Here is an 11,720-nt window from a genome sequence, read left to right as displayed (position 1 = left end):
CCGCCTCGGCCTCAGTCCACCTCCAAGGACACCAGCACCCCCGTCTCGTCCCTCCGGTAGCCGCGGCCGTCCGGCTCCCCCCACTCGAACCACTTCGGGCACGCCGGTACGCCCCGCAGCCACCTCTCCCCCGCCACCGGCAAGCCGTCCGCGAAGCCCTGCGAGACGACGTGGACGGTGCGTACCCGGCCCACCGTCCGCGGCCACTTCCCACCGTGCCGCTCCACCGACAGCAGCCCCGTCAGGACAGCCCTCGGGGGCCACGACCGCCCGCCCCCGGTCCACGGCACCGTCACGCCGCCCGTCCGCACCACGGGTCCGCCACCGGCCGACTCCACCGCCCCCGAGATCTCGGCCAGTTCACCCGTCCACGCCGCGTCCCCGCACACGGCCTCGTCGACGAGCAGCTGCCACGCCACCTCGTCCCCGACACCGAACGGCTCCCCGCAGCACTCCATCTGCCAGTCCTGGTACATCACGTTCCACAGCGTCATGACTCCAGCCTCCACGGAACTCCACGGCATGTGCGAGACGTTTTCGCCATGAGCCCGGTACGGTCGGCACGCCGACCGCCGTCCCCCAGGAGCCCCACCCCATGACCACCACCCCCATCCGCCGCAGCGACCGGCGGATCAGCCCCGTCTTCCTGGGGATCGCCGCCGTCACGGCGGTCTCCGGCTGGGCCGCCTGGACCGGCTTCGCGAACAACCCCGGACTCGCCGTCTTCCTCTTCGTGACGGCCGCCTGGATCGTCTCCCTCTGCCTGCACGAGTACGCGCACGCCCGCACCGCCCTGCACAGCGGCGACATCTCCATCGGCGCGAAGGGCTATCTGACCCTCAACCCGCTCAAGTACACGCACGCGCTGCTCAGCATCGTGCTGCCGGTGCTTTTCGTGATCATGGGCGGCATCGGCCTCCCCGGCGGCGCGGTCTTCATCGAGCGGGGCCGCATCCGGGGCCGCTGGAAGCACAGCCTGATCTCGGCGGCGGGCCCGCTGACGAACGTGCTGTTCGCGATCGTCTGCACGGCGCCGTTCTGGCTGGACGCCCTGGACGGCGTCCCGGACGCGTTCCGCTACGCCCTCGCGTTCCTCGCCCTGCTCCAGGTGACGGCCGCGATCCTGAACTTCCTGCCCATCCCGGGCCTGGACGGGTACGGCGTGATCGAGCCCTGGCTCTCGTACAAGATCCGCCGCCAGGTGGAGCCGTTCGCGCCGTTCGGGCTCCTCGCGGTCTTCGCGATCCTGTGGATCCCGGAGGTCAACCGCGTGTTCTTCGACGCGATCGACGCGATCCTGCGGGGCCTCGGCGTCAGCGAGTGGGACAGCTACTGGGGCCAGAAGCTGTACAGGTTCTGGGACGGCCCGGCGGAGGTCCCGCCGTCGCTCGGCCAGTGACCGAAAGAAATCCTCAGCCGGAAACCGGGCCGGCGGCCGCAGCGCGCCGCGCCTTCTCCTTGCGCAGGTAGAACCACGCCATGTTCGAGGAGAGCCCCGCGAGCAGCACCCACACGATGCCGAGGAAGCTGCCCCGCGCGAAGGAGAGCACGGCCGCGGCGACAGCGAGCGCGCAGACCACGAGGGCGTACAGAGCGAGGCGGGGCATGGGGTCGGCTCCTGTCGGATTCCGGCGTTGTCGTACGCCGTCCAGTGTCCCCCATGCCCCGCCCCGTCCCGTACGCGGCTAGACGTCGGTGACCCGCAGCCCCGCGTGCGCCTTGTAGCGGCGGTTGACGGAGATCAGGTTGGCCACCAGGGACTCGACCTGGTGGGCGTTGCGCAAGCGGCCCGCGAAGACGCCCCGCATCCCGGGGATGCGGGCGGCGAGCGCCTGCACCGCATCCGTGTCGGCGCGGCTCTCGCCGAGCACCATCACATCGGTGTCGATCTCCTCGACCGACGCGTCCTGGAGCAGCACGGCGGAGAGGTGGTGGAAGGCGGCGGTGACGCGGGAGTCGGGCAGCAGGGCGGCGGCCTGCTCGGCGGCGCTGCCCTCCTCGGGCTTGAGGGCGTAGGCACCCTTCTTGTCGAAGCCGAGCGGGTTCACGCAGTCGACGACGAGCTTGCCCGCGAGCTCCTCGCGCAGGGACTCCAGCGTCTTCCCGTGCCCTTCCCACGGCACGGCGACGATCACGATGTCACTGCGCCGCGCGCACTCCGCGTTGTCGGCGCCCTCGACGCCGAGGCCCAGCTCGTCGGCGGCGGCCTGCGCCCGCTCGGCCGCGCGGGAGCCGATGATCACCTTCTGGCCCGCGCGGGCCAGCCGGTAGGCGAGCCCGCGTCCCTGGTCGCCGGTGCCGCCGAGCACGCCGACGACGAGCCCGGACACGTCGGGCAGCTCCCAGGGGTCCTTGGCCGGGGCCTTCGCGGGGGCGTTCCCAGTGGGGTTCTGCGCACTGTCTGTAGAGGTCATGGGGCGACCTTACTCACCCGTATCGGCGCCCGCCCCGGCCAGCTCCGCCACCGGTATCCGCCGGAACGAGATCGTCTCGTACGCGCTGAAGTCCCCCGTCTCGTACAGCAGCCCGACCCTCTCCTCGTCGAGGCGTACGAGGTCGGAGTACGCGGCGGGCAGCCCGTCGACCGTGTGCGCGACCTGCCAGGTGGTGCCCCCGTCGGCGGAGCGGCGCACGGTCATCAGGGCGCGGAAGCCGGGGTCGGCGGGGCCCGAGAAGAGCAGGACGTCGGGGTCGCGCAGCTGGAGCACGCTGCCCTCCACGACGGGACCGGTGAGACCGGCCTGCGGACGGAAGGGTTTGACGAGGCTCTGCCCGCCGTCGCGCGAGTGGGCGTCGGCGCGGTTGCCGGGGGCCGGGGAGTCGTTGCGGGTGTTGAAGTAGAGCCGCCCGTCGGGGAGTTCGGCGGCGGTGGTCTCGTTCACGTTGATGTAGCCGTTGACGTTGTCGTCGATGTAGCCGATGCGCCAGGTCGCGCCCGCGTCGTCGCTGAGCAGGCAGTGGCCGCCGTTGTACTTCCCCTCGGTGCCGTTGTCGCCGCCGCTGGGCGGCAGGGAGTGGTTGGCGGGAATCACCACACGCCCCGTGGTCAGCTGCAGGGCGTGCCCGGGAGTGGTCGCGTACCACCGCCAACTCGCCTTCTTCACCTGCGCGGTGATCTCGCGCGGCACCGACCAGGTGAGGCCGTCGTCGTCGCTGTGCTGCACCCACACGCGGCGTCCGTTGGCGGCGGACACGATGCCGCGGCGGATGGCGTCCTCGGTGGCCGCGGCGGCGTTCCTGACCTGGACGAGGAGAACGCGTCCTGTGTCGAGGACGACGGGAGCGGGGTTGCCCGCGAGGTCGGCACCGTTCTTGCCGACGATCTGGAGCGGGCCCCAGGTGCGGCCGCCGTCGAAGGAGCGCTTGAGGACGACATCGATGCTTCCGAAGTCCTCCTGGGAACCGACGCGCCCCTCGCAGAAGGCGAGGACGGTGCCGGCGGACGTCGTCACGACGGCGGGGATACGGAAGCTCGCGTACCCCTCACGACCCGCGCGGAAGGGAACAGATGTCTCAGCAGTCATCCCCCGCCCTTCCCCAGCGCGAGGGAATTCCCCGTGAACTCCCGGTGACGAGTGGCATGTTGGGGAAGGATGCGGCGCCATGGACGCCGTACGGGTCGCGCTGCTGCGCGAAGTGCTCGCCGGGACCGAGTGGCTCGGTGCCACGCGCCGCTTCGCGGGGGCGCTGCGCTCCTCCGTCGTGCCGCACGGCGGCGGGCTGCTGCTCGTGGGCACGCGGGCGTACGAACCGTGGCACCTGGCCGCGCACCTGGTGGACGAGGCGGCCTGGTCGGGCACGCCGGAGCTGACCCCCACACTCGTACGCCACCAGGTCCTCGCCGGGGATCCCGCGCACCTGTCGACGGGGCTCGGCAGGATCGAGGCGGCGCGGCGCGGCGAGACCCTGCTCGTGGTGGCGCCGGATTCGCCGGACGCGGAGCTGCTCACGCGCGTGCACGACGCGCGGCAGGCCGGGGCGACGGTGCTCGCGCTCGGCTCCGGGGACCGGGACCTGGACGCCCTGTCGCACGACGCGCTCGCGGTGCCGCAGACCCCCGACCTCGATCTCGACACGGTCCAGCACCTGGTGAGCGCGGCGGCCGGGGAGAACGCCCTGCCCGAGGCGCGCGGCCGCAGGCGCCTGCGCGACCGGATGTCCCGCCTCGCCGACCAGTTGACGTCGCCGCCGCCGACGCGGTGGTGATGAGCGTCCCGACGACGCGGTGGCGAGAGTCCCCCGTCCGGCGGAAATTCATTTGCCCGGTGCACCGGTCGCCGCTGAGCATGGCTTCTCGTGCCTCTCTCCGCGATACTGCCCGATCTCTCCCCCTGGCGTTCCACCCGTGACTTCCGTCTGCTGTGGATCCAGGGCCTCGTCACGTACTTCGGCAGTTTCATGGCGATGGTCGCCCTGCCGCTGCAGATCAAGGAGCTGACGGACTCACCGGTCGCGGTCGGCGCGATGGGCGCGGTCGAGCTCGTGCCGCTGATCGTCTTCGGTCTCTACGGCGGCGCGCTCGCCGACGCGGTGGACCGGCGCAAGGTGATCCTCCTGACCGAGGCGGCGCTCGGCCTGCTGGCCGTCGTGCTCCTCGTCAACGCGCTCCTGCCCGACCCGCTGCTCTGGCCGCTGTACGTGGTCGCGGCGGGCGTCTCCGCGCTCGCGGGTCTGCAGCGCCCCGCGCTCGACTCGCTGATGGCGCGGATCGTGCCGCACGACCAGCTGACGGCGGCCGCCGCGCTGAACTCGCTGCGCTGGAACGTGGGCGCCATCGCGGGCCCCTCGCTGGCGGGCCTCGTCGTCGCCTACGCCGGGCACGCGTCCGCGTACGCGATCACGATCGTCGGCTTCACGGTGTCCGTGCTCATGTGCACCCGCCTCTCGCCCGCGCCCGCCGCGCACGACGCGGAGAAGCCGTCCCTGAAGGGCCTCGCCGAAGGTGCGCGGTACGCGTGGTCGCGGCCGGTGCTTCTCGGTACGTACGCGATCGACATGGCGGCGATGTTCTTCGCCTTCCCGAACACGATCTTCCCGTTCCTCGCGGACGACCTGGACGCCAAGTGGTCGCTCGGCCTGATGTACGCGGCGGGGGCGGTCGGTTCGCTGCTGCTCAGCCTCACCAGCGGGTGGACGTCGCGGGTGCGGCGGCACGGGCTGCTCGTGGTGTTCGGGGCGGCGGGCTGGGGCCTGGCGATCACGGCGGCGGGCTGGTTCTCGAACGTCTGGGTGGTGCTCGTCTGCCTCGCGTTCGCGGGCGCGGGCGACATGCTCAGCGGCCTCGGCCGCTCCACCATCTGGAACCAGACCATCCCCGACGAGCTGCGCGGCCGCCTGGCCGGCATCGAGGTCCTCTCCTACAGCGTGGGCCCGCAGCTGGGCCAGGTCCGCGCGGGCGCGGCGGCCGGCTGGACCGGCACCCGCCCCGCCATCTGGTCGGGCGGCCTGGCCTGCGTGGCCTCGGTCGGCGTCCTCGCCGCGGTGCTGCCCCGCCTCATCTCGTACAACGCGGACACGGACCCGGACGCGAAGCTGCGCAGGGAACGGGGCGAGGCGACGCGGGACGAGGCGGAGCGGGGCGAGCCGGAGCTGACCGCCTAGCTGCCCCGCGCCCCGAGGGGACGCGGGGCCGTGACATGTGCGGCTGCGCCGCGCGGGCGCGACCGGCCACGAAGCGCCCGCAGCGACGGCCGGGATGACCGGGATGACACGGCACGCCCGGCGGAGCACTCAGGCGTCGTCGTCCTCGCCCCGCGCCGCGGAGTCGTGCCAGCGGGGGTCGTTCTCCCATTCGAGGTTCCGCTCCCTGGCCGTCTCCATCGCGTGTTCCGCCTCCTGGCGCGTGGCGTAGGGGCCCATGCGGTCCTTGCCCGGACAGTCCGGGCCTTCCTCGACCCGCTTGTGTTCCAGGCAGTAGTACCACTCGCCCGGCTTACCGACCGTCCTCTTCTTGAACAGCGCCATGCCCCGCTCCTTTCGTCCCGCTCTCTGAGGCCATGCTGCCCCACTGCGGCTGGCTAGACTCGCTGGCATGTCTGGCCAGTCACTGCTCGTCCCAGGGGAGCTCTCTCCCATCCGTTCCGTACCCGGCAACATCAGGCGCCCGGAGTACGTCGGGAAACCCGCCCCGACCCCGTACAAGGGTCCCGAGGTGCAGACCCCCGAGACCATCGAGCTGATGCGCACCGCGGGCCGCATCGCCGCCCGCGCCATGGAAGAGGCCGCGAAGCACATCGCGCCCGGTGTCACCACCGACGAGCTGGACCGCGTCGCGCACGAGTACATGTGCGACCACGGCGCCTACCCCTCGACGCTCGGCTACCGCGGCTTTCCGAAGTCGCTGTGCAGTTCGATCAACGAGGTCATCTGCCACGGCATCCCGGACTCCACCGTCCTGAACGACGGCGACATCATCAACCTCGACGTCACGGCGTACATCGGCGGCGTGCACGGCGACAACAACGCCACCTACCTCGTCGGCGACGTCGACGAGGAGTCGAAGCTGCTCGTCGAGCGGACCCGCGAGTCCCTCAACCGCGCCATCAAGGCCGTCAAGCCCGGCCGCCAGATCAACATCATCGGCCGTGTCATCGAGTCGTACGCCAAGCGCTTCGGCTACGGCGTCGTCCGTGACTTCACCGGTCACGGCATCAACACGTCCTTCCACTCCGGCCTGATCGTCCCGCACTACGACAGCCCGCACGCCACGACCGTGATCCAGCCCGGCATGACCTTCACGATCGAGCCGATGCTGACGCTCGGCACGCACGAGTACGACATGTGGGAGGACGGCTGGACCGTCGTCACCAAGGACAGGAAGCGGACCGCGCAGTTCGAGCACACACTGGTGGTGACGGACACCGGGGCGGAGATCCTCACGCTGCCCTGAGCAAGATCGGGATCCTTACGGTTCCCTGAACCGGCAGCGGGTAGCTTTTTTACCGACAGGACGTCGGGAACCGGTTGACTTAGGTAAGCCTAACTTGCCATGATCTGCGGCAGGGGTCGCGCTGGTTCCCGGCCATCCCGTCATTCCTCGGCTCCCCGTTGGAGGTCCCGCATGGACACGCCGCTCACGCCCTTCTCGACGGTCATCCGCACCGCGTCGCACGAGCAGCACACCGAGGCCGAGACCTCGACGTTCATGAGCGACCTGCTCGGCGGCAGGCTCGGCGTCGACGCCTACACGCGCTACACGGAACAGCTGTGGTTCGTGTACCGCGCCCTGGAGGACGGCGCGCAGGCCCTGCGCGAGGACCCCGTCGCGGGGCCGTTCATACAGCCCGAGCTGGAGCGCGTGAGCGAGCTGGAGCGCGACCTCGCGCATCTGCGGGGCGCGGACTGGCGCGAGGGGCTGACCCCGCTGCCCGCCACCGCCGCGTACGCCGCGCGGGTCGAGGAGTGCGCGCGCACCTGGCCCGGCGGCTATGTCGCCCACCACTACACGCGCTACCTCGGCGACCTCTCCGGCGGCCAGATCATCCGCGGCAAGGCCGAGCAGACCTGGGGCTTCGCGCGCAAGGGCGACGGCGTGCGGTTCTACGTCTTCGAGGGGATCTCCAACCCGGCCGCGTTCAAGCGGAGTTATCGCGAGCTGCTCGACGGGATCGACGCGGTCGTCACGGACGAGCTGGAGAAGAAGCGGATCGTGGACGAATGCAAGCGCGCTTTCGCTTTGAATACCGCGGTCTTCCGTGAGCTGGGGGAAGAGTTTCCGCTGACGGCGTGAGGCGCTGACGCCGCGGGGGCGCTGCCCCCGGGCCCCCGCTCCTCAATCGCCGGAGAGGCTGGACTGTTCGCCGGAGGGGCTGAATTTCACCCGTCCCCCCACCTCGATCAGTCCCCCCGGCCCCGGTGCCGTAAGAATCTGCGAGCCGCGCCCCTGCGTGATGTTGAGGGCGCGGCTCAACTCGTGGGTGAGCAGGAGCGCCGCCGCGCCCGTCGCCTCGTCCTCGTCGATGCCGTCGTCCCGGCCGGGGAAGGCCCTCGCGCGCACGCGCCCCGCGGCCTCCTCCTCCCAGGCCCAGGCGTAGATCCACTCCCCCGGCGGCGGCACGTCGAGCGCGTCGACCTCCGCCGCGCTCCCGTGCTGCCGCAGCGTCCGGGGCGGTGCCCACTCCGCGCGCGCCGTGATCCAGCTGAACTCGCCGTCCTGGCGGGCCTCCACCACCCCCGCGGGCGTGACCAGTTCCGGCAGGTCGAGCAGCCAGGCCGTGCCGACACAGGGGTGGCCCGCGAAGGGCAGCCGCAGGGTCGGGGTGTAGATGTCGATGACGCCGCGCTCGGGGTCGTCGACGAACACCGTCTCGCTGAAGCCGAGTTTGCCCGCGAGCGCCTGGCGGTCCTCGCGGGCACGCATGCGGGCCCCGTCGCGCACGACACCGAGTTCGTTGCCGTGCCGACCGTCGGGCCCGCAGAAGACACGCACTACGTCGAGTGCGGCCAGAGCTTCGCTTGCGTCGAGTGGATCAGTCACCCGCGCATTGAAGCATCACGCGCTTCACGCCACTTCGGTGCCCCGGCGCCGCCGCGCGACGACCACCGCGGCCGCGCCCGCGGCCATCGCCGCACCCGCCGTACCGAGCAGCGCGGTCGAGGGGACGGAGGCGCCGGTGGACGCCAGCGAGCCGGAGCCGCCGACCGTGGCACCGCCGCCGCCCACGGAGCCGGAGCCCGTGGTGCCGCCGGTCACCTCGGTGCCGACCTCGCCGCCGCCGGCCGGCAGGTCCGCGCCCGCCGACGAGGACAGGGCGACCGTCACCGGGTCGATCTTCTGGCCCGCCTTGTACATGGACCCGACGGCGCCGTTGGCGAACTGCTTGGCGCCGTCCGCCGTGAAGGCCGCGGGCACCTTGTCGAGCAGGACGACGCCGCCCTTGGCCTTGTACGAGGTCTTGGAGAGGTCGAGCGTCGCGAACTTCACGTCATTGTTGGTGCCCTTGGGCGTGGTGACGTCGACCAGCAGGGTGCCCTTGGCGCCGTTCGCCCGCACCTTGATGTCGCTGAACTTCATGTCGATGCCGTGCGCCTTGTACGTGAAGCGGACGCTGCCGCCGAAGGACGCGTCGATCTTCTTGGCGCCGGAGTTCACGTCGGCCTTGCCGTGCGGGAACCTGTAGCCGCTGGAGATCTTCTTCGCGCCGCCCGCGACGGTCACCTCGCCGCCGGTGGAGATGTAGGTGCGGAAGGACTTCTTCAGTCCCCAGGAGAGGCTGCCCTCGACGATCCTGTCGGCGGACTGCCCGCCGCCGGGCGTGCCGGTGGGCCGGCCGGTGGGCCTGCCGGTCGGCTTCGTGGACTCGGTGGGGCCCTGTGTCGGCTTCGCGGACTCGGTGGGCTCGGCGGACTCGGTCGGCTTCCCGGACTCGGTGGGCTCCGTCGGCTTCGGCGACTCGGTGGGCTTCTCGGTCACCGGGGCGCCCGGCGTCACCGCGAGCGTGGCAGGGTCGAGCTTCTCGCCCTCCTTGTACATGCCGTTGAACGCCTTGGCGCCGTCCGCGGTGAGCGTCGCGGGGATGTCCTTGTAGACGATCGCGCCGCCTTCGCCCTGGCCGCCCCCGACCGCGCTCAGGTCCAGCTCGGCGAGGTCGATGTCGTTCTGGACGGCGCCGTTGAGGGTGACGTCGGCCTGGATCGCGCCGGTCTTGCCCTTGGTGTGGACCTTGACGTCGGCGATCTTGATGTCGAACCGGTGGGCCGTGGAGGAGAAACGGACGTTGCCCTTGAAGGCGACGTCGGTGGCGTGCACTCCGGTGTCGTACGTCCCCTTGCCGCCGGTGAACGTGAACACCCCGTTGTCCGCGGCCTGCCGGGCCCCGTCCCTGGCCTCGATCCTGCCGTGGGCCATGCCCACCACGTACTTGCGGAAGGACTCCTTCACACCCCACTGCAGCGCGCCGTCCTTGAGCTCCAGCTTCGGCGGGGCGGCGGGCTTCCCGCCGTCGGCGGCGAGCGCCGGCAGGGCCAGGGCGCTCGCGCCGAGCGCGACGGCGGTGGCGACGGCTGCCGCGAGGGTTATGGGGCGACGGGTGGGGGCCATGATCAGGCTTCTCCTTGAGACGTGAGGGGGGTGCGGGGGTGGCCGGTGACCGGTGACCGACGAAGGGCTCGGTGACCGACGAAGGGCTCGGTGACCGGAGCGGCTGTCAGGAGTCGGAGTCGTCCGCGCCGCTCGTCGACGAGTCGGCCGCCGCGCGCTTCTTGCGTACGACTCCGAAGGCGACCGCCGCGGCGAGCAGCACCGCGACGCCCGCGCCGACGCCGATCGGCACGGCGTTGGACGAGGAACCTTCGGACGAGTCCACGGCGTTCTCGGTCCTCGGCTCCTGCGCCTGCGCTTTCTCCTTCTCCGGCTGAGGAGTGGGCTTGGCGGACGAGCCGAGGTCCGGCAGCGCGGGCAGCTTCGCGTCGGCGTCGAGGGCGACGGCGAGCGAGAGCGGGTCCATGGCGGAGCCCGCCTTGTACATCCCGCCGAACGCCTCGGCACCGTCGGCGGTGAGCTTCGAGGGCACCTCGGTGAGGGAGACGAGGCCGTCCTTCGGCTTCAACTCCTGTGCGGAGAAGGTGATCAGCGGGGCGTTCTTCAGGGCGACACCGCTCTCGCCCGAGCCGGCGACGTCCGCCGAGAGCGTGCCCTTGCCGTCCTTCACCTCGACGGCGACCTCGGAGAGCGTCAGGTCGAGTCCGTGCTCGCCGGTGAAGCGGACGGCTCCGGCGAAGTCCGCGTCGAGGGTCTGCTTCTTCTCGTCGTACGCCCCCTCGCCCCGGGGGAAGCGGAAGAACGCGCCCCCGTCCTGGGCGCCGGCGGACAGTTTCCACTCGCCCTTGGCGATGGATCCGGTGACGTACTCGCGGAAGGTGCGGCGCACGCCCCAGTCGACGGCGGCGTCCTCGATGCGGCCCGCCTTCGCCTTCCTGTGCTTGCCGTCGGACTTCCCGCCCTTCTTCTTGTCGGCGGGCTCGTCCGAGGGCTTCTTCGCGCCGGACGTGGCGGCGAGGTCCGTCGACAGGCTCACGGGGTCGAGCGCGGTGCCCGCCGTGTAGTACCCGGCGAAGGCCTTGGCGCCTTGCGAAGTGAGCGTCGCGGGAAGGTTGTTGAGGGCGATCGGTCCGGTGCCGCCCTTCATGTTGATGCCCGAGATGTCGAGCGAGGCGAGCGGCACCTGCGCGGTCGAGGTGACCTTGCCGGTGCCCTTCTCCTTGCTGACCATGTCGGCGTAGAGGGTGCCGGAACCGCCGGAGATCTTGACGGTGGGTCGGCCGATCGTGAGATCGAGCTCGTACGAGCCGCCCTTCTTGTGCCCGGTGAAGCGCACCCCGCCGGAGAAGGCGGCGTCGAAGGCCCCGCTGCCGGGGTCGTACGAGCCCTTCGCCGAGTGGAAGCGGAACTGGCTGCCGCCGACCGTGGCGGCCCCGCCCCGCAGTGTCGAACTCCCTTGGGCGATGGGCCCGGTGACGTAGCTCTGGAAGGAGGACTTGATGCCCCAGTCGAGCCGTCCGCCCCGGACCGTGCGGTCCTCGGCGTGGGCGGCGGCCGTCGGGAGCAGCGCCCCGACGACTGCGGTCAGCACGGCCACGGCTCCGGCGCGTGCGGTGACGCGCACCTGTCTCGACGACGGCATGGGGGGACCCCTCCAGGGCTAGCCAATAAGGTAAGGCTAACCTAAACTACGATCGCTCCGGACTGGAACCCCACCAGCCGGATCCCGGACACCTCGGGC

Annotated in this window: 13 protein-coding genes; 5 read left to right on the top strand and 8 right to left on the bottom strand. The window is 71.4% G+C overall.

Features of this window, described 5'->3' with window-relative positions; all coding sequences use genetic code 11:
* Nucleotides 1-11: 11 nt before the first annotated feature.
* Nucleotides 12-494: a DUF6578 domain-containing protein gene (locus tag AB0B50_RS16220; protein ID WP_362331131.1), complete on the bottom strand. Its 483-nt coding sequence runs from the start codon at nucleotides 492-494 to the stop codon at nucleotides 12-14.
* A 101-nt stretch (nucleotides 495-595) separates the two neighbouring features.
* On the opposite strand from AB0B50_RS16220, the gene AB0B50_RS16215 reads away from it, so the two are divergent.
* The gene (locus tag AB0B50_RS16215; protein ID WP_362331129.1) at nucleotides 596-1,399 is read left to right on the top strand and encodes a site-2 protease family protein; all 804 of its coding nucleotides are present in this window, start codon (nucleotides 596-598) and stop codon (nucleotides 1,397-1,399) included.
* Nucleotides 1,400-1,412: 13 nt separating this feature from the next.
* Here AB0B50_RS16215 and AB0B50_RS16210 read toward each other — a convergent pair whose 3' ends face one another.
* From AB0B50_RS16210 to AB0B50_RS16200, 3 genes are all read right to left on the bottom strand, one after another.
* Entirely contained in the window at nucleotides 1,413-1,607 is a 195-nt protein-coding gene (locus AB0B50_RS16210) for a hypothetical protein (protein ID WP_362331126.1), read from the bottom strand.
* A 78-nt stretch (nucleotides 1,608-1,685) separates the two neighbouring features.
* Nucleotides 1,686-2,414, bottom strand: a complete 729-nt coding sequence (gene npdG, locus AB0B50_RS16205; protein ID WP_362331123.1) for an NADPH-dependent F420 reductase — start codon at nucleotides 2,412-2,414, stop codon at nucleotides 1,686-1,688.
* Nucleotides 2,415-2,423: 9 nt separating this feature from the next.
* Nucleotides 2,424-3,524, bottom strand: coding sequence for a sialidase family protein (locus AB0B50_RS16200; protein WP_362331121.1), 1,101 nt, complete (start codon nucleotides 3,522-3,524; stop codon nucleotides 2,424-2,426).
* Nucleotides 3,525-3,603: 79 nt separating this feature from the next.
* Here AB0B50_RS16200 and AB0B50_RS16195 point away from each other — a divergent pair, with 79 nt between their 5' ends.
* Entirely contained in the window at nucleotides 3,604-4,206 is a 603-nt protein-coding gene (locus tag AB0B50_RS16195) for a hypothetical protein (RefSeq protein ID WP_362331118.1), read from the top strand.
* A 90-nt stretch (nucleotides 4,207-4,296) separates the two neighbouring features.
* On the top strand, nucleotides 4,297-5,601 hold the full coding sequence (locus tag AB0B50_RS16190) for an MFS transporter (RefSeq protein ID WP_362331115.1): 1,305 nt from the start codon (nucleotides 4,297-4,299) through the stop codon (nucleotides 5,599-5,601).
* 129 nt (nucleotides 5,602-5,730) lie between these two features.
* Here the strand turns inward: AB0B50_RS16190 and AB0B50_RS16185 are convergent, their stop codons facing one another.
* On the bottom strand, nucleotides 5,731-5,964 hold the full coding sequence (locus tag AB0B50_RS16185; protein ID WP_362331112.1) for a hypothetical protein: 234 nt from the start codon (nucleotides 5,962-5,964) through the stop codon (nucleotides 5,731-5,733).
* Between the two features lie 67 nt (nucleotides 5,965-6,031).
* Between AB0B50_RS16185 and map the strand changes: the two genes are divergently transcribed.
* On the top strand, nucleotides 6,032-6,889 hold the full coding sequence (map, locus tag AB0B50_RS16180) for a type I methionyl aminopeptidase (protein WP_362331109.1): 858 nt from the start codon (nucleotides 6,032-6,034) through the stop codon (nucleotides 6,887-6,889).
* A 171-nt stretch (nucleotides 6,890-7,060) separates the two neighbouring features.
* Complete coding sequence (locus AB0B50_RS16175) at nucleotides 7,061-7,729, top strand: biliverdin-producing heme oxygenase (RefSeq protein WP_362331106.1); 669 nt, start codon at nucleotides 7,061-7,063, stop codon at nucleotides 7,727-7,729.
* 42 nt (nucleotides 7,730-7,771) lie between these two features.
* Here AB0B50_RS16175 and AB0B50_RS16170 read toward each other — a convergent pair whose 3' ends face one another.
* From AB0B50_RS16170 to AB0B50_RS16160, 3 genes are all read right to left on the bottom strand, one after another.
* Nucleotides 7,772-8,446: a PhzF family phenazine biosynthesis protein gene (locus tag AB0B50_RS16170; protein WP_362331655.1), complete on the bottom strand. Its 675-nt coding sequence runs from the start codon at nucleotides 8,444-8,446 to the stop codon at nucleotides 7,772-7,774.
* Nucleotides 8,447-8,500: 54 nt separating this feature from the next.
* Nucleotides 8,501-10,039, bottom strand: a complete 1,539-nt coding sequence (locus AB0B50_RS16165) for an HtaA domain-containing protein (RefSeq protein ID WP_362331103.1) — start codon at nucleotides 10,037-10,039, stop codon at nucleotides 8,501-8,503.
* Nucleotides 10,040-10,145: 106 nt separating this feature from the next.
* Complete coding sequence (locus AB0B50_RS16160; RefSeq protein WP_362331100.1) at nucleotides 10,146-11,621, bottom strand: HtaA domain-containing protein; 1,476 nt, start codon at nucleotides 11,619-11,621, stop codon at nucleotides 10,146-10,148.
* Nucleotides 11,622-11,720 lie beyond the last annotated feature (99 nt).

This window comes from Streptomyces sp. NPDC041068 (assembly GCF_040647455.1).
Lineage (GTDB): Bacteria > Actinomycetota > Actinomycetes > Streptomycetales > Streptomycetaceae > Streptomyces.
The sequence above is the reverse complement of the archived record's forward strand: the minus strand, read 5'-3'. Positions and strand labels throughout refer to the sequence as shown.

Excerpts from the sequence above, each read along its gene's own strand:
- AB0B50_RS16220 (WP_362331131.1), bottom strand. The coding sequence starts at position 494 with ATGACGCTGTGGAACGTGATGTACCAGGACTGGCAGATGGAGTGCTGC.
- AB0B50_RS16215 (WP_362331129.1), top strand. The coding sequence starts at position 596 with ATGACCACCACCCCCATCCGCCGCAGCGACCGGCGGATCAGCCCCGTC.
- AB0B50_RS16210 (WP_362331126.1), bottom strand. The coding sequence starts at position 1,607 with ATGCCCCGCCTCGCTCTGTACGCCCTCGTGGTCTGCGCGCTCGCTGTC.
- npdG (WP_362331123.1), bottom strand. The coding sequence starts at position 2,414 with ATGACCTCTACAGACAGTGCGCAGAACCCCACTGGGAACGCCCCCGCG.
- AB0B50_RS16200 (WP_362331121.1), bottom strand. The coding sequence starts at position 3,524 with ATGACTGCTGAGACATCTGTTCCCTTCCGCGCGGGTCGTGAGGGGTAC.
- AB0B50_RS16195 (WP_362331118.1), top strand. The coding sequence starts at position 3,604 with ATGGACGCCGTACGGGTCGCGCTGCTGCGCGAAGTGCTCGCCGGGACC.
- AB0B50_RS16185 (WP_362331112.1), bottom strand. The coding sequence starts at position 5,964 with ATGGCGCTGTTCAAGAAGAGGACGGTCGGTAAGCCGGGCGAGTGGTAC.
- map (WP_362331109.1), top strand. The coding sequence starts at position 6,032 with ATGTCTGGCCAGTCACTGCTCGTCCCAGGGGAGCTCTCTCCCATCCGT.
- AB0B50_RS16175 (WP_362331106.1), top strand. The coding sequence starts at position 7,061 with ATGGACACGCCGCTCACGCCCTTCTCGACGGTCATCCGCACCGCGTCG.
- AB0B50_RS16165 (WP_362331103.1), bottom strand. The coding sequence starts at position 10,039 with ATGGCCCCCACCCGTCGCCCCATAACCCTCGCGGCAGCCGTCGCCACC.
- AB0B50_RS16160 (WP_362331100.1), bottom strand. The coding sequence starts at position 11,621 with ATGCCGTCGTCGAGACAGGTGCGCGTCACCGCACGCGCCGGAGCCGTG.